This window comes from Halomonas alkaliantarctica, assembly GCF_029854215.1.
Classification (GTDB): domain Bacteria; phylum Pseudomonadota; class Gammaproteobacteria; order Pseudomonadales; family Halomonadaceae; genus Vreelandella; species Vreelandella alkaliantarctica_A.
Genome location: NZ_CP122961.1, coordinates 159,389 through 179,144, shown reverse-complemented (window position 1 = coordinate 179,144; position 19,756 = coordinate 159,389). Strand labels below are relative to the sequence as shown.

Sequence of the window (19,756 nt, the reverse complement as noted above, 5' to 3'; positions counted from 1 at the left end):
GCCTCAGCGCATGATACCGCCGCTACCGTAGCCTTTCAGGTTGGACTTCTTCATCACTGAGTCATACTGATGCGACATGAGATGCGACTGCACCTGGGCCATGAAGTCCATGATGACCACGACTACGATTAACAACGAGGTACCGCCGAAAAAGAACGGCACGTTCCACGCCACAATCAAGAACTGGGGCATCAAGGAAACCGCAGTGATATACAAGGCACCGAACAGGGTCAGACGTGTCATGACCTTGTCGATATAGCGAGCGGTCTGCTCGCCGGGGCGAATGCCCGGCAGGAAAGCGCCTGACTTTTTAAGATTGTCAGCCACATCCTTGGGGTTGAAGACCAGCGCTGTGTAAAAGAAGCAGAAGAATACCACTGCCGCCGCGAAAAGCAAGATGTAAAGCGGTTGACCTGGACCTAATGCCTGAGATGCACGCTGCAACCACTCCATACCTTCACCGGCACCTACCCACTGACCAATAGAGGCCGGGAAGAGCAGGATACTGGAGGCAAATATCGCCGGGATAACACCGGCCATATTGACCTTCAAAGGCAGGTAGCTACTTTGCCCTGCATACATCTTATTGCCCACTTGCCGACGAGGGTAGTTAACCTTGAGGCGGCGTTGGCCACGCTCAATGAAAACTACAAAAGCGACAGTCGCAATACCTAACGCTGACAGCGCTAACAGCGGCAGAACATTCCAGGCCCCTTCGTTACGGGCAAGCTCGAAGGCTTGGCCCACGGCACTGGGTAGTCCAGCAACAATACCGGCGAAAATCAGCAGCGAAATACCGTTGCCGATGCCCTTCTCGGTAATCTGCTCACCTAGCCACATCATAAACACCGCGCCCGATACGAATGTAATCACGGCGGTGAAATAGAAGCTTAAGTCAGCAGTGTACGCGATGCCTTGGCTAGCCAGACCGACGGACATGCCGGTAGCCTGGACAAACGCCAGTATCACCGTGCCGTAGCGGGTGTACTGGCTAATCTTGCGGCGGCCAGCCTCACCCTCTTTCTTGAGCTGTTCAAGATGAGGGGAGACCGCAGTCATGAGCTGCATGATAATTGACGCCGATATATAGGGCATTATACCCAGGGCGAGAACACTCATGCGCTCCAGGGCGCCACCCGAGAACATGTTAAACATGCCCAGGATGGTGCCCTGTTGCTCCCTAAACAAGGCAGCAAGCTGGTCAGGATTGATACCGGGAACGGGAATGTGGGCACCGATACGGTACACCACGATGGCGAGGAGCACGAAGCGCAAACGCGCCCACAGTTCACTCAGACCGCTGCCCATCGCCGGCATGTTTCCTGACTTGGCCATTTAGTCCTCTACCTTGCCGCCAGCGGCTTCGATCGCTTCACGGGCACCTTTGGTGACCTTGATTCCGCGAACGGTTACCGCTGTTTTCAGTTCGCCAGAAAGGATGATCTTCGCGTGTAGCGTAGAATCCTTCAGCACGTTGGCTTCTTTCAAAGATGCCATGGTGACTTCACCACCGGCAACTTTAGCAAGTTCAGCCAGGCGTACTTCTTCAGAGACCAGAGACTTTGCAGACGTAAAACCGAATTTCGGCAAACGACGCTGCAAAGGCATCTGACCGCCTTCGAAACCGGGCTTAACACTGCCGCCACTACGTGCTTTCTGACCTTTGTGACCACGGCCACCGGTCTTACCAAGACCGGAACCGATGCCACGACCAACACGCTTTGCGGCGTGCTTGGAGCCCGGAGCCGGGCTTAGGCTATTAAGTTTCATGGATTACTCTCCCTCAACGCGCACAAGGTAGTTCACCTTGTTGATCATGCCGCGTACGGCGGGGGTGTCTTCCAGTTCAACCGTATGACCGATGCGACGCAGACCCAAGCCCTTCATAGTAGCTTTGTGCTTGGGCATGATGCCGATGGTGCTCCGGATCTGGGTAAACTTGATCGTTGCTGCCATGGTGTCTTACCCCGTGATCGCTTCGACAGACAGACCGCGCTTAGCGGCCACGTCTTCCGGTGCTTGCATGGAGGAGAGACCTTTAACAGTCGCCCGTACCACGTTAACCGGGTTAGTGGAACCGTAGCACTTGGCCAGTACATCGTGGACACCGGCGAGCTCTAGTACAGAGCGCATGGCGCCACCGGCGATAATACCGGTACCTTCAGAAGCCGGCTGCATGTACACCTTGGAAGCACCGTGACGGGCTTTGACCGGGTACTGCAGCGTATGGCCAGCAAGGTTCACCTTGACCATGTTGCGACGAGCTTGATCCATCGCTTTCTGGATTGCGACAGGCACTTCACGCGCCTTGCCACGACCGAAACCGACACGACCTTTACCATCACCAACGACGGTCAGTGCGGTGAAGCCGAAAATACGACCACCTTTGACCACCTTGGCGACGCGGTTGACCTGCACTAACTTCTCTTGCAGATCACCGCTTTGCTGTTCGTTCTTCGCCATCGTAAAACCCTTTAGAATTCCAGGCCGCCTTCACGTGCGGCGTCGGCCAGCGCCTTGACGCGGCCGTGATACTTAAAGCCAGCACGGTCGAAGGCCACCTGGGTGATGCCTGCTTCTTTAGCGCGTTCAGCAATCAGAGCACCTACTTTAGAGGCCGCATCTGAGTTGCCGGTCGCACCCTCGCGCAGTGCTTTGTCCAGCGTAGAAGCACTGGCTAGCACTTTGCCACCATCCGGCGAGATAATCTGCGCATAGATGTGACGCGGGGTACGGTTGACGCACAGGCGATACACGCCCAGCTCGCGGATCTTTGCGCGAGCGCGGCGGGCACGACGGAGACGAGATTCTTTCTTCGCGTTCATAACCCTGCCTTACTTCTTCTTGGCTTCTTTGCGACGCACCTGCTCGTCGGCGTACCGAACACCCTTGCCTTTATACGGCTCGGGGGGACGGAAGGCGCGGATTTCCGCGGCGCACTGGCCGAGCTGCTGCTTATCGGCGCTTTTCAGCACGATAACGGTGTTCTTCGGCGTTTCCGCTGACACACCTTCAGGCAGTTCGTAGTCGACCGGGTGCGAGAAGCCCAGTGAAAGATTGAGCGTCTGGCCCTTAGCTTGGGCACGATAACCGACGCCAACAATTTCGAGAGTTCGTGTAAAACCCTCGGATACGCCCGTTACCAGGTTCTGAACTAAGGCGCGGGTAGTACCGGCCATTGCCCAGCTCTTGGCAGATTCGCTCGGGGCGAAGGTCAGCTGGCCATCTTCCTGACCTACCACTACATCAGAGTGGATGGTCATAGATAGCGTGCCCTGGCCGCCTTTGGCGGTCAGCTGGTCAGCATTGATTTTAATATCAACGCCGGCAGGCACTTTAACCGGATATTTCGCTATGCGGGACATTCCAGCCTCCTAGAATACGGTGCAGATGACTTCGCCACCGACACCCGCTTGGCGCGCGGCACGATCGGTCATGACACCATTAGATGTGGTGACAATCGCGATACCCAGGCCATCGGCAACCTTAGGCAAGTTGTCCTTGCCCATGTAGCGGCGCAGGGACGGCTTGGAAACCCGCTGAATGTGCTCAATGACCGGCTTACCCTCAAAGTACTTGAGAGTTACGGTTAGCTCGGGCTTAACGCCCTCCGCTACCGCAAAGTCGGCAATGTAGCCTTCTTCCTTTAGCACTCGGGCCACTTGCACTTTCAGCTTGGAGGACGGCATGGTTGCCGTCTCCTTGGTGGCCATCTGCGCATTGCGGATACGGGTAAACATATCCGCCAGAGTGTCTTGCATGCTCATTTAATGTGCGCTCCTGATAATACTACGTGGCGTTACCAACTGGATTTTTTCAACCCAGGAACGTCGCCACGCATGGCGGCTTCACGCAGCTTGTTACGGCCAAGGCCGAACTTGTTGTAAAAACCGTGCGGACGACCGGTGATACGGCAGCGGTTACGCTGACGCACCGGGCTTGAGTCGCGCGGCAGTTGCTGCAGCTTCAGCGTCGCCTCGAAGCGGTCTTCCTCAGTCGTGTTCACGTCTGAGATGATCTTCTTGAGTTCAGCGCGCTTGGTCGCATACTTCGCGACCAGCTGAGTACGCTTAAGCTCACGCTCTACCATACTTTTCTTAGCCATGATCCCAGCCCTATTTCTTGAACGGGAAGTTCAGCGCGGCTAGCAGCGCACGACCTTCCTCGTCGGTTTTGGCGGTCGTCGTGATAGTGACATCCAACCCCCGGATGCGATCGATTTTATCATACTCGATCTCCGGGAAGATGATCTGCTCACGCACACCCATAGAGTAATTGCCACGACCGTCGAAAGACTTCGGGTTGAGACCACGGAAGTCACGCACGCGGGGAATCGCGATGTAAACCAGACGGTCCAAGAAGTCCCACATACGCTCTGCGCGCAGTGTTACTTTGATGCCGATTGGCCAACCTTCGCGTACCTTAAAGCCCGCGATGGACTTACGTGCCTTGGTCACCAACGGTTTTTGACCAGAGAGTTTCTCTAGATCGCCGATGGCATTGTCAATCAACTTTTTATCGTTGACTGCTTCGCCGATACCCATATTCAGAGTCACTTTCGTGATCCGTGGTACCTGCATAACGTTGGCATAGCTGAACTCTTCTTTGAGTTGAGCTGCTACCTCGTTTTGATAACGTTCTTTCAAGTTCGCCATTTTGCTACCCGACTCGCGTTAGGCGTCGATCTGCGTCTGCGTCGACTTGTAGATACGTACCTTGGTACCGTCTTCCTTCACTTGGAAGCCGACGCGATCCGCCTTACCGGTCTCCGAATTGAAGATGGCTACGTTGGACGCGTGAATCGGAGCCTCACGCTCGACGATACCGCCCTGATTACCCGCCATGGGATTTGGCTTGGTGTGACGTTTAATCATGTTCACACCGGACACCAAGAAGCGGTTTTCTAATACCCGCTTAACGGTGCCACGTTTGCCTTTATCCTTCCCGGCGATGACGATGACTTCATCGTCACGTTTGATCTTTTGCATATCCGCCTCGCTCCTTACAGCACTTCAGGCGCTAAGGAAATGATCTTCATGAACTTTTCATTACGAAGTTCACGAGTCACCGGCCCAAAAATACGGGTACCGATGGGCTGTTCGTTGGTGTTATTCAACAAAACTGCCGCATTTCCATCGAAACGGATGAGCGAACCGTCGGGACGACGGACGCCACTACGGGTCCGGACCACGACCGCTTTTAGCACCTGGCCTTTTTTGACCTTGCCACGCGGAATCGCTTCCTTAACCGTGACCTTGATGATATCACCAACGCGAGCGTAACGACGGTGTGAACCGCCTAACACCTTGATGCACTGCACCCGGCGCGCTCCGCTGTTGTCGGCGACATCCAGCATTGTCTGAGTCTGAATCATCGGTTTTCTCCAAACCTAATCTGACTGCACTGATTGACAAGCCTCAGGATTAACCCTTGGCGTGTTCAACCACCTCGACCAGCGTCCAAGCTTTTTTCTTGGAAAGCGGACGGCACTCTTGAATAGAGACCGTATCGCCTGCCTTAGCCTGGTTCGCCTCATCATGGGCGTGCAGCTTGGTGGAGCGCTTAACGTATTTTCCGTAGATCGGGTGACGCTCGCGCCGCTCGATCATGACGACGATGGACTTGTCCATCTTATCGCTCACCACTTTACCGGTGAGCGTACGCTTTGTGTTTTCTTCGGCCATCTCAATCACCTGCCTTCTCGTTGAGCAAAGTCTTAACGCGGGCGATATCCCGGCGGACCTGCTTGAGCAGATGAGTCTGGCTCAGTTGGCCAGTGGCCTTCTGCATGCGCAGGTTAAACTGCTCGCGGAGGAGTTCGAGGAGTTGCTCCTGGAGCTCTCCTGCGGACTTTTCACGAATTTCCTGGGCTTTCATCACATCACCGTCCGTTTCGCAAAGGTGGTGGATAAGGGCATTTTCTGTGCGGCAAGCTCAAACGCTTCACGAGCGAGCTCTTCCGACACGCCTTCAATTTCATACAGGACCCGACCCGGTTGGATCTGGGCAACCCAGTACTCAACAGAACCTTTACCTTTACCCATACGAACTTCGAGCGGCTTCTTAGAGATCGGCTTATCAGGGAAGACGCGGATCCAGATTTTACCGCCACGCTTAACGTGACGTGTGATCGCACGACGGCCTGCTTCGATCTGACGCGCAGTAATGCGGCCGCGACCAGTAGCTTTAAGGCCGTATTCCCCGAAGCTGATCTTGCTTCCGCGATGCGCCAGGCCACGGTTGCGGCCTTTCATCATCTTGCGGAATTTCATACGCTTGGGCTGTAACATCGACTCGCTCTCCCCTTACCTGGAACCTTTCTTCTTGGGCGCGTTGCCGGCAGGCTGTTGTTTCGCCTTGGCACGTACTTCCTCGATACCGCCGAGGATTTCACCCTTGAAGATCCACACTTTGACGCCGATAACGCCATAGGTGGTGTGAGCTTCGTAAGTGGCGTAGTCGATATCCGCACGCAACGTGTGCAGCGGAACGCGACCTTCGCGGTACCATTCGGTACGTGCGATTTCAGCGCCACCAAGACGACCTGACAGCTGAATCTTGATGCCACCAGCGCCAAGACGCATTGCGTTCTGTACCGCGCGCTTCATAGCACGACGGAACATCACGCGACGCTCAAGCTGACCCGCTACGTTAGCAGCGACTAGCTTGGCATCCAGCTCCGGCTTGCGAACTTCTTCGATGTTCACATGCACGGGAACACCCATCATCTGGGTAAGATCGCGACGCAAACGGTCGACATCTTCACCTTTCTTACCAATCACGATACCCGGACGGGCAGTGTGAATGGTGATGCGGGCATTGTTCGCCGGACGCTCGATGTGGATGCGGCTAACAGAGGCGCTTTTAAGACGCTCTTCCAGGAAGCTACGCACTTCGAGATCGTTATTGAGCTTATCGGCGTAAGCGCCGCGCTCAGCATACCAGACAGAAGCATGGTCTTTGACGATGCCCAGTCGAATGCCTGTTGGATTGACTTTCTGACCCATCGGTCGACTCCTACTTCTCGGCTACCTTGACGGTGATGTGGCACGTGCGCTTCAAGATACGATCCGCACGCCCCTTGGCACGCGGCTTGATACGCTTGAGCGTCATGCCCTCATCGACGCAGATGGTCGAGACACGCAGCTCGTCAATATCCATGCCGTTATTTTCTTCCGCGTTTGCAATCGCGGATTGCAGCACCTTCTTAACCAGCTTGGCAGCCTTCTTCGGTGAGAAGGTCAGCAGGTCGAGTGCCTCGGCGACAGGTTTACCGCGCACCTGGTCAGCCACCAAACGGGCCTTCTGGGCGGATAAACGAGCGCCAAGCAGCTTAGCTGTGACTTCCATCTCTCAATCCTCTCTGGCTTACCGTTTGGCTTTTTTATCCGCTGCATGCCCGCGATAAGTGCGAGTAGCAGCGAATTCGCCCAATTTGTGGCCAACCATTTCCTCGGATACGTGCACCGGGACGTGTTGGCGACCATTATGGACCGCGATAGTGAGGCCTACCATATTGGGCAGGATCATAGAACGACGCGACCAAGTCTTGATCGGTTTGCGATCGTTCTTCTCCACTGCAGCCTCTACCTTCTTCAAAAGATGAAGGTCAATGAAGGGACCTTTCTTTAGTGAACGTGGCACAGCCGTTACCTCTTAATGTCTTGGCAATTTAGATCAACGCGTCTTATTACGACGACGAATGATCAGCTTGTCGGTGCGCTTGTTCTTACGCGTCTTGTGACCCTTAGTCGGCACACCCCATGGGGATACCGGGTGACGACCACCACTGGTGCGGCCTTCGCCACCACCGTGCGGGTGATCGACTGGGTTCATCGCGACACCGCGAACAGTCGGACGCACACCTCTCCAGCGCTTCGCACCGGCCTTGCCAAGTTGACGCAGGCTGTGCTCGGAGTTGCTCACTTCACCCAAGGTCGCGCGGCACTCGGCCAACACTTTACGCATTTCGCCAGAGCGAAGACGCAGGGTGGCATAGTTACCTTCACGAGCAACCAACTGGGCGCTTGTACCGGCACTGCGAGCAATCTGCGCGCCTTTACCCGGCTTGAGTTCGATGCAGTGCACCGTAGAACCCAGCGGGATGTTGCGCAGCGGCAAGGCATTGCCTTTCTTGATTGACGCGTTAACACCAGATTCCAGCACGGTACCCGCGCTGACACCTTTCGGTGCAATGATGTAACGACGCTCACCATCGGCATACTTCAGCAGCGCAATGTGCGCACTGCGATTGGGATCGTGCTCAAGGCGCTCAACGGTGGCAGGAATGCCATCCTTGGTGCGTTTGAAATCGATCAACCGATAGTGTTGACGATGACCACCGCCCACGTGGCGGGTGGTGATACGACCGTAGTTGTTACGGCCGCCGGACTTGGACTGTTTTTCTAAAAGCGGTGCATAGGCACGGCCTTTGAACAGTTCCTCGCCAACGATCTTGACGACGTGGCGACGACCGGCGGAAGTGGGTTTGGTCTTGACGATTGCCATTATCCGTACTCCTGCCCTTATTCGGCGCCAGAGAAGTCTTCGAGCGTTTCACCCGCAGCCAGGGTCACATACGCTTTGCGGTAACCCTTACGCAGGCCAACGCCGTTCGCAGTACGTTTTGTCTTACCCTTCATGTTCAGTACCTGAACACTGCCGACCTTTTTGCCGAAGAGTGCTTCAACGGCCTTTTTGATCTCGGGCTTGGTAGCATCAGATGCCACCTTGAAAACGTACTGGTTGCGCTCGGCTGCCATTGCGGCCTTTTCGGTCACGTGCGGCCCAAGCAGAACCTTAAATACGCGTTCCTGGTTCATGCCAGCTTCTCCTCGAATTTACGCAGGGCGGAGACGGTAATCAGGACCTTATCAAAGGCTACCAGGCTTACCGGGTCAGCTGCCGCGACATCCACCACGTCAACGTGGGGAAGGTTGCGTGCGGCCAAATAGAGCTTCTCGTCGATTTCTTCAGTGACGATCAACACTTTTTCAAGGTTGAGCTCTTTCAGCTTGGCAGCTACCTGCTTGGTCTTAGGCGCATCGACGACGAACTCTTCAATCGCGACTAAACGCTCTTGACGTACCAGCTCTGACAAGATGGAGCGCATCGCTGCACGGTACATCTTGCGGTTAACCTTCTGGGTGTAGTCTTGCGGACGCGCCGCGAAGGTTACGCCACCACTACGCCATAGCGGAGAGCGGATGGTACCGGCACGTGCACGACCGGTGCCTTTCTGACGCCACGGTTTTTTACCACCACCACGAACGTCGGAACGACTCTTTTGTGCGCGGGTTCCCTGACGACCAGCCGCCAAATAGGCAGTGACAACCTGGTGAACGAGCGCTTCGTTGAATTCTTTGCCAAAAGTGGCGTCGGCTACTTCAACGGTACCCGTGCCTGCAGCAAGATTCAGATTCATTGGTAATTATCCCCTTCAGCCTGCTTTCACGGCGCTGCGAACGATAACGTCACTACCGGGAGCACCCGGTACGGCGCCTTTAATCAGCAGCAGGTTACGCTCGGCGTCGACACGGACGATCTCAAGGCTCTGCACGGTGCAACGGGCGTTACCCATTTGACCGGCCATCTTTTTGCCTTTGAAAACGCGACCCGGAGTCTGACACATGCCGATAGAACCCGGCGCGCGATGCGACAGAGAGTTACCGTGAGTCATATCTTGGGTACGGAAGTTCCAGCGCTTAACAGCACCCTGGAAGCCTTTACCCTTAGAGGTGCCAGTCACGTCAACCATTTGACCAGCTTCGAAGAGGGATACGGTGATTTCGCCGCCCACTTCAGGAATCTCTTCGCCTTCTGCAAGACGAAATTCCATCAGTGCACGACCAGCCTCGACACCTGCCTTGGCAAACTGACCCGCTTGCGCTTTGGTGAGGTGCTTAGCTTTACGAGAGCCAGATGTGACCTGAATCGCTGCGTATCCGTCAGATTCGACAGATTTAACGCGTGTAACACGATTAGGATCAACTTCAATAACGGTTACGGGCACAGACGCGCCGTCTTCGGTAAAGACACGGGTCATCCCGGCCTTTTTACCGACTAAACCGATAGTCATACTCAGTCTCCTATAGTGTACGGGGCTATCACCCGCTATGGCTGCCCTTTCCAGAGCATTCCACTAGCACATTGTGTGGCGCCTCACGGCGCGGCGGCTGCTGCTCATACCAACCCTTTACAAAGAGCGATGAGCGCTGGGCCGCAAAGTGACTAGTGTAATTAGTTGAGTTTGATTTGCACGTCTACGCCTGCGGCGAGATCAAGTTTCATCAAAGCATCAACAGTTTTTTCGGTCGGCTCAACAATGTCGAGCACACGCTTGTGCGTACGAATCTCATACTGGTCACGCGCATCTTTATTGACGTGCGGCGAGATCAGAATGGTGTAACGCTCGCGGTTGGTCGGCAGCGGAATCGGACCACGAACCTGAGCACCAGTACGTTTAGCGGTTTCAACAATCTCCGCTGTAGACTGATCGATCAGGCGATGGTCGAAAGCTTTCAACCGAATGCGAATCTTTTGGTTCTGCATTTGCCTTAAACTCCAATGGATGTCGACGGCGCGAGCCGTCTACCCACGCATTCAAAGGATGCGCATTATAGGCACGCCAAAAGCCCATGTCAAACATTTGCTGTTGGTGCGCAGAAAAGGGGGCTCATCAGAGCCCCCTTCATCATTCAAGCATGCTGCTTACTTGACGATTTTGGCCACAACGCCAGCACCGACAGTACGGCCGCCTTCACGAATAGCGAAGCGCAAGCCTTCGTCCATTGCGATCGGAGCGATCAAGGTAACAACCATCTGAACGTTGTCACCCGGCATGACCATTTCAACGCCTTCCGGCAGTTCACAAGTACCGGTTACGTCGGTGGTACGGAAGTAGAACTGCGGACGGTAGCCCTTGAAGAACGGCGTGTGACGACCACCCTCTTCTTTGGACAGTACGTAAACTTCTGCTTCGAAGACAGTGTGCGGAGTGATGGTGCCCGGCTTAGCCAGTACCTGACCACGCTCTACGTCATCACGCTTGGTACCACGCAGCAGGGCGCCAACGTTCTCACCAGCACGACCTTCGTCGAGCAGTTTACGGAACATTTCAACACCGGTAACGATCGTTTTGGTGGTGTCGTGGATACCCACGATTTCCACTTCTTCGCCCGCTTTAACGATGCCGCGCTCTACACGACCGGTAACAACAGTACCGCGACCAGAGATAGAGAACACGTCTTCGATCGGCATCAGGAACGGCTGATCAATAGCACGCTCCGGCTCGGGGATGTACTCATCCAGAGCTTTGATCAGATTAGCAACGGCGGTAGTACCCATACCCTTGTCATCTTCACCGTTCAGTGCCATTAGCGCAGAACCAGTGATGATCGGCGTGTCGTCACCCGGGAAGTCGTACTGGTCTAGAAGTTCGCGAACTTCCATTTCTACCAGTTCGAGCAGCTCTTCGTCATCGACCATGTCCGCTTTGTTCAGGAACACAACGATGTACGGTACGCCAACCTGACGAGACAGCAGGATGTGCTCGCGAGTTTGCGGCATCGGGCCATCTGCGGCAGAACATACCAGGATAGCGCCGTCCATCTGCGCAGCACCGGTGATCATGTTCTTGACGTAGTCAGCGTGTCCTGGGCAGTCAACGTGAGCGTAGTGACGCTCTTCAGACTGATATTCCACGTGAGAAGTGGCGATTGTGATACCGCGCTCGCGCTCTTCAGGAGCGTTATCGATGGTATCAAACTCACGCCAGTCGCCGCCGAAAACCTCAGCAGACACGCGGGTCAGGGCCGCCGTCAGAGTCGTTTTACCGTGGTCGACGTGACCAATGGTGCCGACGTTGACGTGCGGTTTGGAACGTTCAAATTTTTCCTTAGCCACTGCTATAACCTCTTTACGTTAGCTAACGGTTAACCGTTTTGATTGATGACGGCTTCAACGACGCTGGAGGGCGCCTCGTCGTACTTCGAGAACTCCATAGAGTAGCTCGCACGGCCCTGGGTTTGTGAGCGCAGATCGGTTGCATAACCGAACATCTCACCCAATGGCACCGTCGCACGAATGACTTTACCAGAAGAGGAGTCATCCATACCCTGCACCAGGCCGCGACGACGGCTCAGGTCACCCATGACGTCACCCATAAATTCTTCGGGGGTCACGATTTCGACCTTCATCACCGGCTCCAGCAGCACGGCCTTGGCCTTCCTGGCACCTTCTTTTACTGCCATAGAAGAAGCAATCTTAAACGCAGTCTCGTTGGAGTCTACGTCGTGGAAGGAGCCGTCGAACAGCGACACTTTAACGTCGATCATCGGGTAACCCGCGATAACGCCGTTTTTAAGCTGCTCGTAAGCACCCTTCTCAACCGCAGGAACGTATTCCTTAGGAACCGCGCCACCTACGATCTCAGAGTTGAATTTGAAGAAGATCTCTTCGTCGCCTTCACCCTTTTCTTCTTTAGTCAGCGGCTCGATACGTAGCCAAACGTGACCGTACTGACCACGACCACCGGACTGACGTACGAACTTGCCTTCTTGCTCAATGCTGCCGCGGATCGTTTCGCGGTAGGCAACCTGAGGCTTACCGATATTGGCTTCAACCTTAAACTCGCGACGCATACGGTCAACGAGGATATCCAGGTGCAGCTCGCCCATACCAGAAATAATCGTCTGGCCGGTCTCTTCGTCGGTTTTAACCTGGAAGGAAGGATCTTCTTGAGCAAGCTTGCCCAATGCAACACCCATCTTCTCTTGGTCTGCCTTAGACTTAGGCTCTACGGCAACCGAGATAACCGGATCCGGGAACTCCATGCGCTCGAGAACAATTTTGTTATCGATATCGCACAGGGTATCACCCGTGGTGACGTCTTTCAGGCCGATACAAGCAGCGATGTCGCCTGCCAGAACCTCTTTGATCTCTTCACGGGAGTTGGCGTGCATCTGAACGATACGGCCAACGCGCTCTTTCTTCTGCTTAACGGAGTTATATACACCGTCACCAGATTTCAGAACCCCGGAGTAGACGCGGATAAAGGTCAGTGTACCAACGAAGGGGTCGGTGGCGATTTTAAACGCCAAGGCCGCAAACGGTGCACTGTCATCAGCTTCACGCGTATCAACGGTGCCGTCTTTATCGTCGAGCTCACCCTCGATCGCCTTAACTTCAGTCGGCGAAGGCATGAATTCGATAACGCCATCCAGCACTGCCTGAACACCTTTGTTCTTAAACGCAGAACCACAGGTAACCAGAACGATATCGTTAGCCAGGGTGCGGGCGCGCAGACCGGCTTTGATCTCTTCAATCGTTAGCTCGCCGCCTTCAAGGTACTTCTCCATCAGCTCGTCAGAGCCTTCGGCAGCTGCTTCGACCATTTCTTCGCGGTACTTTTCTGCTGTTTCTTGTAGCTCAGCAGGAATATCCACGAGGTCATAGGTCATACCCAGACTTTCTTCATCCCACAGGATGGCTTTCATCTGAATAAGGTCGATAACGCCTTTAAAGTCCTCTTCTGTGCCCCAGTTAATCTGGATCGGCACAGCTTTGGCACCTAGGCGCTCTTTCAACTGCTCAACAACCATGAAGAAATCAGCGCCAGTACGGTCCATCTTGTTGACGAATACCATACGCGGCACTTCGTACTTGTTAGCTTGGCGCCATACGGTTTCGGTCTGCGGCTGAACGCCGGAAGAGCCGCACAGTACAACAACCGCACCATCGAGTACGCGTAGCGAACGCTCAACTTCGATTGTGAAGTCAACGTGCCCTGGGGTGTCGATAATATTAATGCGGTGCTCAGGGAACTGTTTGTTCATGCCCTGCCAGAAACAGGTCGTAGCAGCGGAGGTGATCGTAATACCACGCTCCTGCTCCTGCTCCATCCAGTCCATGGTCGCAGCACCGTCGTGCACTTCGCCCACTTTATGGGAAAGGCCGGTGTAGAACAGTACACGCTCAGTCGTCGTGGTTTTACCCGCGTCAACGTGAGCGACGATACCGATATTACGATAGCGATTTAGTGGAGTCTTGCGTGCCACGGTGAAACTCCCGTTTGTTGGCGATGCTCGTTAATTTAGCGGCGTATGCAAGCGAGGCTTATGCGACCGCCGCCACCCCTACAGGGTAGCGGTTGGGTATTGCAACAGAGCGACTCAGCAAACACTTCGCCATGCTGAACAACGTGCATATAAAAACCATAAAGCCGTACTTAAAAACGCCGTGCTTAGAAACGCAGATTCTAGAAACGCCGATTTTAGAAACGGTAGTGCGAGAAGGCCTTGTTGGCTTCTGCCATACGATGCACGTCTTCGCGCTTCTTAACGGCAGAACCCTTGCCTTCAGCTGCATCCAGCATTTCACCTGCCAGACGCTGCACCATGGTTTTCTCACCGCGACGACGCGCCGCGTCTACCAGCCAGCGCATTGCCAGCGCTTGACGGCGAGACGGACGTACTTCTACCGGCACCTGATAGGTCGCACCACCAACGCGGCGCGACTTCACTTCGACCATAGGCTGGATGGCTTCCAGCGCCTTGTCGAAGATCTCCAGCGGATCTTCTTTACTACGCTCGGCAACCTTGTCCAACGCACCGTAGACGATACGCTCAGCTATGGACTTCTTGCCGCTGACCATCAGGTGGTTCATGAACTTCGCCAGACGCTCACTTCCGAACTTAGGATCCGGCAGGATTTCGCGTTTAGCTACTACTCTTCTTCTAGGCATGATAAGCCCTCAATTAAGGATCTTTCAGGTAAACCCGGAACTTGTGCAGCCTGTGTACGAACTTCAAATACGACAAGCGCCGCCCGACCTTACTCTTATCAGACCGTCAAATTCGTGATAATCGTTACTCGGCATACCCTGTTGACAGGGAAATGCCGTATAGCTTACCGATTCCCAACAACCTATCCCTTAGGATTTGTTTATTAGGACTTCGGACGCTTAGTACCGTATTTAGAACGACCCTGACGACGATTTTGAACGCCAGAGGTGTCAAGGGCGCCACGAACGGTGTGATAACGCACACCTGGCAAATCCTTTACACGACCGCCGCGAATCAAAACGACAGAGTGTTCTTGAAGGTTGTGACCTTCACCACCAATGTAAGAAGACACTTCAAAGCCGTTGGTAAGGCGCACACGGCAAACCTTACGCAGAGCCGAGTTAGGCTTCTTCGGGGTAGTGGTATAAACGCGCGTGCAAACGCCGCGTTTTTGCGGGCAGGCCTGCAGCGCTGGCACGTCACTTTTGGTGACGGGGCGCTTGCGCGGCTTGCGCACTAGCTGATTAATCGTTGCCATGGTGTTTAGCTGACTCCAATGGTTGCCTTGGCCTTTTAACAAATACGGGCGGCGGATGCGGGCGCACCCACCCCACTGTTAAAGGCTGCGCATTCTAAAGGCTGACCCTAGGTCGCGTCAAGCCTTGCCGGCGGTTTTACCGGCAAGGTGACGCTTTTTCAGGTCAGCCACTCGTTTTACTTACTCATGTTACCTACTGCTTTTGGCACCCGACCTACAACTCGTCATCAGAATCGAGAGCGGTCAACTGAGCACCCAGCTCCTGTTCGACTTCGGTAGCCGAAGGATTGAACAGTTGCTCGACGTCTTCGCGCTTGCGACGACGCTCTGCGTGGTGAGTCAAGCCCGTACCTGCTGGTATCAGGCGACCAACCACCACGTTTTCTTTCAGGCCGCGCAGGTAATCGCGCTTGCCAGTCACCGCTGCTTCGGTCAGTACGCGGGTTGTCTCCTGGAAGGAGGCCGCGGAAATGAACGACTCGGTGGCCAAGCTGGCCTTGGTGATACCCAGCAGCATACGCGAATACTTGGCCGGGAATTTCTTCTCTTTTTCAAGGCGTTCGTTCTGTTCCAGCACGCGAACCAGCTCTGCCTGGTCGCCGGTGATGAAGTCAGAGTCGCCCGAATCAGTAATCTCTACCTTGCGCAGCATCTGACGCACGATCACTTCGATGTGCTTGTCGTTAATGCCTACGCCCTGCAGACGATAAACGTCCTGTACTTCGGCAGTGATGTACTTGGCGAGTTCCTCAACACCTAGCAAGCGCAGGATATCGTGAGGGTTGCTCGGGCCGTCGGAAATCACCTCGCCCTTCTCGACAGTTTCGCCTTCGAAGACGGCGATTTGACGCCATTTCGGAATCAGCGCCTCAAACGGATCGCCAGATTCCGGGGTAATCGTCAGACGACGTTTACCTTTGGTCTCTTTGCCGAAGCTGATCACACCGCTGATCTCGGCCAGGATAGAGGACTCTTTCGGCTTACGTGCTTCGAACAAGTCAGCAACCCGTGGCAGACCACCGGTGATGTCTTTGTTCGCCGAGGCTTCTACCGGGATACGGGCAACCACTTCACCCACCCCGATCGTCACGCCATCGTCGACCGAAATAATCGAGTTGCCTGGCAGCAAGTACTGCACCGGAGTATTAGAGCCGGATACAGAGACGTACTCGCCCGCGTTGTCTTGCAGCATAACCATCGGGCGCTTATCGCGACCGGCCATGGGACGTGCTGCGGACTCGATCACCTCAATAGAGGAGAGGCCGGTCATCTCATCGACGCTACGGTGCATGGTGACACCCTCGTCGAGATCGATGAACTGCGCCTTACCTTCTACTTCGGCAACGATCGGGTGAGTGTGCGGGTCCCATTTGGCGACCGTTGCACCGGCATCGACCACGTCGCCGTCACGTACGGAAAGCTCAGCACCGTAAGGGAGCTTATAGTACTCACGCTCACGGCCATGGTCGTCAGCAACGGCCAGGGCGCTAGAACGCGACACCACGACCAGCTTTCCGTCAGCACGCTCAACGTGCTTGATGTTGTGCAGACGAACCTTACCGCCGTGCTTAACCTGTACGCTGTCGACAGCAGACGAACGCGATGCCGCACCACCGATGTGGAAGGTACGCATGGTCAGCTGGGTACCCGGCTCACCGATGGACTGTGCAGCGATAACGCCGACGGCTTCACCGATGTTGACCTGATGGCCACGCGCCAAGTCACGACCGTAACAGGAGGCACACACACCGTGCGCGGTCTCACAGGTAATCGTAGAGCGCACGATGATCTCGTCGACACCCATGGTGTCGAGCTCGGCACACCACTTCTCGTCGAGCAGGGTGCCTTTAGCGAGCTGCACTTCACCGCTGCCCGGATGAATGACATCCTGAGCCACCACGCGGCCTAGTACGCGCTGGGAAAGCGGTACAATGATGTCACCGCCTTCGATGATTGGGTGTAGCGTCAGGCCATTTTCAGTACCACAGTCAACTTCAGTGATGACCAAGTCTTGCGCCACGTCTACCAAGCGACGCGTCAGGTAACCGGAGTTGGCGGTTTTCAGGGCCGTATCCGCAAGACCTTTACGTGCACCGTGGGTCGAGATGAAGTACTGAAGTACGTTCAGACCTTCACGGAAGTTAGCGACGATCGGCGTTTCGATGATCGAGCCATCCGGCTTGGCCATCAGGCCACGCATACCGGCAAGCTGACGAATCTGGGCAGCAGAACCACGCGCACCGGAGTCGGCCATGATGAAGACGCTGTTGAACGAATCCTGCTCAACCTCGTTGCCATCACGATCGATGACGGTCTCTTTAGAGATACCCACCATCATCGCCTTGGCGACTTTATCGTTGGCCTTGGACCAGATATCGATAACCTTGTTGTACTTCTCGCCCGCTGTTACCAGGCCAGAAGAGAACTGGTCTTCGATCTCTTTAACTTCGGCTTCCGCCGCGTCAACGATTTCGGTTTTCGCTTCAGGGATAACGAAGTCGTTAACACCGATAGATGCACCCGACCAGGTCGCCAGACGGAAGCCGGTATACATCAGCTGGTCAGCAAAGATGACGGTCGGCTTAAGGCCGGCACGACGATAGACTTCGTTGATCAGGCTGGAGATCGCCTTCTTCTTCATCGGCTGATCGATCAGCGCGAAGGGCACGCCTTCGGGCAGAATACGGAACAGCAGTGCACGACCTACCGTCGTATCGTAAATACGGCGGTGGAAGCTACGCTCGCCGCTCTCTTCTTCGATATCGATTTCGTCCAGACGCACTTTGACCCGTGCGTGCAGCGATACTGACTGAGTACCAAACGCGCGCTCAACTTCATTAAGGTCAGAGAACACCATGCCTTCGCCTTTGGCGTTGATCTTTTCGCGGGTCATGTAATAGAGACCCAGAACAACGTCTTGCGACGGTACGATGATCGGCTCGCCGTTGGCAGGCGACAGCACGTTATTGGTCGCCATCATCAGCGCACGGGCTTCAAGCTGGGCTTCCAGCGTCAGCGGTACGTGTACCGCCATCTGGTCACCGTCAAAGTCGGCGTTGTAGGCGGCACACACCAGCGGGTGCAGCTGGATCGCTTTACCTTCGATCAACAGCGGCTCAAACGCCTGGATACCCAGACGGTGAAGCGTAGGCGCACGGTTAAGCAGTACCGGGTGCTCGCGGATAACATCGGCGAGGATGTCCCACACTTCCGGCAGCTCGCGCTCGACCATCTTCTTGGCGGCTTTGATCGTTGAGGCGTAGCCCAGCGACTGCAGCTTGGAGTAGATAAACGGCTTGAACAGCTCAAGCGCCATTTTCTTGGGCAGACCACACTGGTGCAGGCGCAGGGTCGGACCTACGGTAATAACCGAACGGCCCGAGTAGTCGACGCGCTTACCCAGCAGGTTCTGACGGAAACGACCCTGCTTACCTTTGATCATGTCGGCGAGCGATTTCAGCGGACGCTTGTTAGAGCCCGTGATCGCACGGCCACGACGACCGTTATCCAGCAGTGCATCGACCGCTTCCTGAAGCATACGCTTCTCGTTACGCACAATAATATCCGGCGCATTGAGGTCAAGCAGACGTTTCAGGCGGTTGTTACGGTTGATCACACGACGGTAAAGGTCGTTGAGATCTGAGGTCGCGAAACGGCCACCGTCGAGCGGTACCAGCGGACGCAGGTCCGGCGGCAGCACGGGCAACACTTCCATGACCATCCACGCCGGCGCATTGCCGGAGTGGTAGAAGGCTTCAAGCAGCTTGAGGCGCTTGGAGAGCTTCTTGATCTTGGTTTCAGAGTTAGTCTGCGGAATTTCTTCACGCAGGTGGTTAATCTCTTCTTCCAGATCGATGTCTTTGAGCAGCTCCTGAACGGCTTCGGCACCCATGCGGGCATCGAAGTCATCACCGAACTCTTCCAGCGCTTCAAAGTACTGCTCGTCGTTCATCAGCTGACCACGCTCCAGCGTGGTCATACCTGGATCGATAACGACAAAGCTTTCGAAGTACAGCACGCGCTCGATATCACGCAGGGTCATATCGAGGAACATGCCGATCCGCGATGGCAGTGACTTCAAAAACCAAATGTGGGCTACCGGCGAGGCGAGTTCGATGTGCCCCATGCGCTCACGGCGCACGGCGGCTTTGGTCACTTCTACGCCACACTTTTCGCAGATAATACCGCGGTGCTTCATGCGCTTATACTTGCCGCACAGGCACTCGTAGTCCTTTACCGGGCCAAAAATCTTGGCGCAGAACAGACCGTCCCGCTCCGGTTTAAAGGTACGGTAGTTGATGGTCTCAGGCTTCTTCACCTCGCCAAACGACCAGGAGCGAATCATGTCCGGCGACGCCAGGGTAATCTTGATCGCGTCAAACTCTTCGGACTGAGACTGCGATTTGAGTACTTTCACCAAATCTTTCATGTGACG

General features: G+C 55.0%; 27 protein-coding genes. All 27 read right to left on the bottom strand.

The features are described from left to right. Positions 1-3: 3 nt before the first annotated feature. On the bottom strand, positions 4-1,335 hold the full coding sequence (gene secY, locus QEN58_RS00875; RefSeq protein WP_280105347.1) for a preprotein translocase subunit SecY: 1,332 nt from the start codon (positions 1,333-1,335) through the stop codon (positions 4-6). Further along, entirely contained in the window at positions 1,336-1,770 is a 435-nt protein-coding gene (gene rplO / locus QEN58_RS00870; RefSeq protein WP_040479525.1) for a 50S ribosomal protein L15, read from the bottom strand. A gap of 3 nt (positions 1,771-1,773) precedes the next feature. Further along, entirely contained in the window at positions 1,774-1,956 is a 183-nt protein-coding gene (rpmD, locus tag QEN58_RS00865; RefSeq protein ID WP_040479528.1) for a 50S ribosomal protein L30, read from the bottom strand. Positions 1,957-1,962: 6 nt separating this feature from the next. After that, the gene (gene rpsE, locus QEN58_RS00860) at positions 1,963-2,463 is read right to left on the bottom strand and encodes a 30S ribosomal protein S5 (RefSeq protein ID WP_007111990.1); all 501 of its coding nucleotides are present in this window, start codon (positions 2,461-2,463) and stop codon (positions 1,963-1,965) included. A gap of 11 nt (positions 2,464-2,474) precedes the next feature. Then, entirely contained in the window at positions 2,475-2,825 is a 351-nt protein-coding gene (rplR, locus tag QEN58_RS00855) for a 50S ribosomal protein L18 (protein WP_008959159.1), read from the bottom strand. Between the two features lie 9 nt (positions 2,826-2,834). Beyond that, positions 2,835-3,365 carry a 50S ribosomal protein L6 gene (gene rplF, locus QEN58_RS00850; RefSeq protein ID WP_223288618.1) on the bottom strand — a complete coding sequence of 177 codons (531 nt, stop codon included), beginning with the start codon at positions 3,363-3,365 and terminating at the stop codon, positions 2,835-2,837. A gap of 9 nt (positions 3,366-3,374) precedes the next feature. Further along, positions 3,375-3,767 carry a 30S ribosomal protein S8 gene (gene rpsH, locus QEN58_RS00845; RefSeq protein ID WP_035582690.1) on the bottom strand — a complete coding sequence of 131 codons (393 nt, stop codon included), beginning with the start codon at positions 3,765-3,767 and terminating at the stop codon, positions 3,375-3,377. 32 nt (positions 3,768-3,799) lie between these two features. After that, positions 3,800-4,105: a 30S ribosomal protein S14 gene (gene rpsN, locus QEN58_RS00840; protein ID WP_040479530.1), complete on the bottom strand. Its 306-nt coding sequence runs from the start codon at positions 4,103-4,105 to the stop codon at positions 3,800-3,802. 10 nt (positions 4,106-4,115) lie between these two features. Further along, positions 4,116-4,655, bottom strand: a complete 540-nt coding sequence (rplE, locus tag QEN58_RS00835; RefSeq protein WP_280105346.1) for a 50S ribosomal protein L5 — start codon at positions 4,653-4,655, stop codon at positions 4,116-4,118. An 18-nt stretch (positions 4,656-4,673) separates the two neighbouring features. Further along, complete coding sequence (gene rplX, locus QEN58_RS00830) at positions 4,674-4,988, bottom strand: 50S ribosomal protein L24 (RefSeq protein ID WP_007111996.1); 315 nt, start codon at positions 4,986-4,988, stop codon at positions 4,674-4,676. A 14-nt stretch (positions 4,989-5,002) separates the two neighbouring features. Next, on the bottom strand, positions 5,003-5,374 hold the full coding sequence (gene rplN, locus QEN58_RS00825; protein ID WP_008959163.1) for a 50S ribosomal protein L14: 372 nt from the start codon (positions 5,372-5,374) through the stop codon (positions 5,003-5,005). A gap of 49 nt (positions 5,375-5,423) precedes the next feature. Then, positions 5,424-5,684, bottom strand: a complete 261-nt coding sequence (gene rpsQ / locus QEN58_RS00820; RefSeq protein WP_007111998.1) for a 30S ribosomal protein S17 — start codon at positions 5,682-5,684, stop codon at positions 5,424-5,426. Position 5,685: 1 nt separating this feature from the next. Next, positions 5,686-5,877 carry a 50S ribosomal protein L29 gene (gene rpmC, locus QEN58_RS00815; protein WP_007111999.1) on the bottom strand — a complete coding sequence of 64 codons (192 nt, stop codon included), beginning with the start codon at positions 5,875-5,877 and terminating at the stop codon, positions 5,686-5,688. Continuing rightward, positions 5,877-6,290 carry a 50S ribosomal protein L16 gene (rplP, locus tag QEN58_RS00810; protein WP_007112000.1) on the bottom strand — a complete coding sequence of 138 codons (414 nt, stop codon included), beginning with the start codon at positions 6,288-6,290 and terminating at the stop codon, positions 5,877-5,879. The genes rpmC and rplP overlap by 1 nt, the downstream gene beginning before the upstream one ends. Before the next feature lie 15 nt (positions 6,291-6,305). After that, positions 6,306-7,007, bottom strand: a complete 702-nt coding sequence (rpsC, locus tag QEN58_RS00805) for a 30S ribosomal protein S3 (protein ID WP_009288141.1) — start codon at positions 7,005-7,007, stop codon at positions 6,306-6,308. Between the two features lie 10 nt (positions 7,008-7,017). Continuing rightward, positions 7,018-7,350, bottom strand: a complete 333-nt coding sequence (rplV, locus tag QEN58_RS00800; protein WP_007112002.1) for a 50S ribosomal protein L22 — start codon at positions 7,348-7,350, stop codon at positions 7,018-7,020. A gap of 18 nt (positions 7,351-7,368) precedes the next feature. Then, positions 7,369-7,644, bottom strand: a complete 276-nt coding sequence (gene rpsS / locus QEN58_RS00795) for a 30S ribosomal protein S19 (protein WP_009098993.1) — start codon at positions 7,642-7,644, stop codon at positions 7,369-7,371. Between the two features lie 33 nt (positions 7,645-7,677). Then, positions 7,678-8,508 carry a 50S ribosomal protein L2 gene (rplB, locus tag QEN58_RS00790; RefSeq protein ID WP_280105345.1) on the bottom strand — a complete coding sequence of 277 codons (831 nt, stop codon included), beginning with the start codon at positions 8,506-8,508 and terminating at the stop codon, positions 7,678-7,680. Between the two features lie 17 nt (positions 8,509-8,525). Beyond that, positions 8,526-8,822 carry a 50S ribosomal protein L23 gene (gene rplW, locus QEN58_RS00785; protein WP_008959167.1) on the bottom strand — a complete coding sequence of 99 codons (297 nt, stop codon included), beginning with the start codon at positions 8,820-8,822 and terminating at the stop codon, positions 8,526-8,528. Further along, entirely contained in the window at positions 8,819-9,424 is a 606-nt protein-coding gene (rplD, locus tag QEN58_RS00780) for a 50S ribosomal protein L4 (RefSeq protein WP_176303387.1), read from the bottom strand. The genes rplW and rplD overlap by 4 nt, the downstream gene beginning before the upstream one ends. A gap of 15 nt (positions 9,425-9,439) precedes the next feature. After that, positions 9,440-10,078 carry a 50S ribosomal protein L3 gene (rplC, locus tag QEN58_RS00775; RefSeq protein WP_035582685.1) on the bottom strand — a complete coding sequence of 213 codons (639 nt, stop codon included), beginning with the start codon at positions 10,076-10,078 and terminating at the stop codon, positions 9,440-9,442. Positions 10,079-10,239: 161 nt separating this feature from the next. Then, positions 10,240-10,551 carry a 30S ribosomal protein S10 gene (gene rpsJ / locus QEN58_RS00770; protein WP_007112007.1) on the bottom strand — a complete coding sequence of 104 codons (312 nt, stop codon included), beginning with the start codon at positions 10,549-10,551 and terminating at the stop codon, positions 10,240-10,242. 159 nt (positions 10,552-10,710) lie between these two features. Beyond that, positions 10,711-11,904 (bottom strand): elongation factor Tu, encoded by a 1,194-nt coding sequence (gene tuf / locus QEN58_RS00765; protein ID WP_280105344.1) that lies wholly within the window; start codon positions 11,902-11,904, stop codon positions 10,711-10,713. 29 nt (positions 11,905-11,933) lie between these two features. Next, positions 11,934-14,057, bottom strand: coding sequence for an elongation factor G (gene fusA / locus QEN58_RS00760; protein WP_071695000.1), 2,124 nt, complete (start codon positions 14,055-14,057; stop codon positions 11,934-11,936). Between the two features lie 215 nt (positions 14,058-14,272). Next, a complete protein-coding gene (gene rpsG, locus QEN58_RS00755) occupies positions 14,273-14,743 on the bottom strand; it encodes a 30S ribosomal protein S7 (protein ID WP_009288145.1) in 471 nt (156 codons plus the stop codon). A gap of 203 nt (positions 14,744-14,946) precedes the next feature. Further along, positions 14,947-15,321 carry a 30S ribosomal protein S12 gene (rpsL, locus tag QEN58_RS00750; protein ID WP_008959173.1) on the bottom strand — a complete coding sequence of 125 codons (375 nt, stop codon included), beginning with the start codon at positions 15,319-15,321 and terminating at the stop codon, positions 14,947-14,949. 214 nt (positions 15,322-15,535) lie between these two features. Then, positions 15,536-19,750, bottom strand: a complete 4,215-nt coding sequence (gene rpoC / locus QEN58_RS00745) for a DNA-directed RNA polymerase subunit beta' (RefSeq protein ID WP_280105343.1) — start codon at positions 19,748-19,750, stop codon at positions 15,536-15,538. Positions 19,751-19,756: the final 6 nt, after the last annotated feature.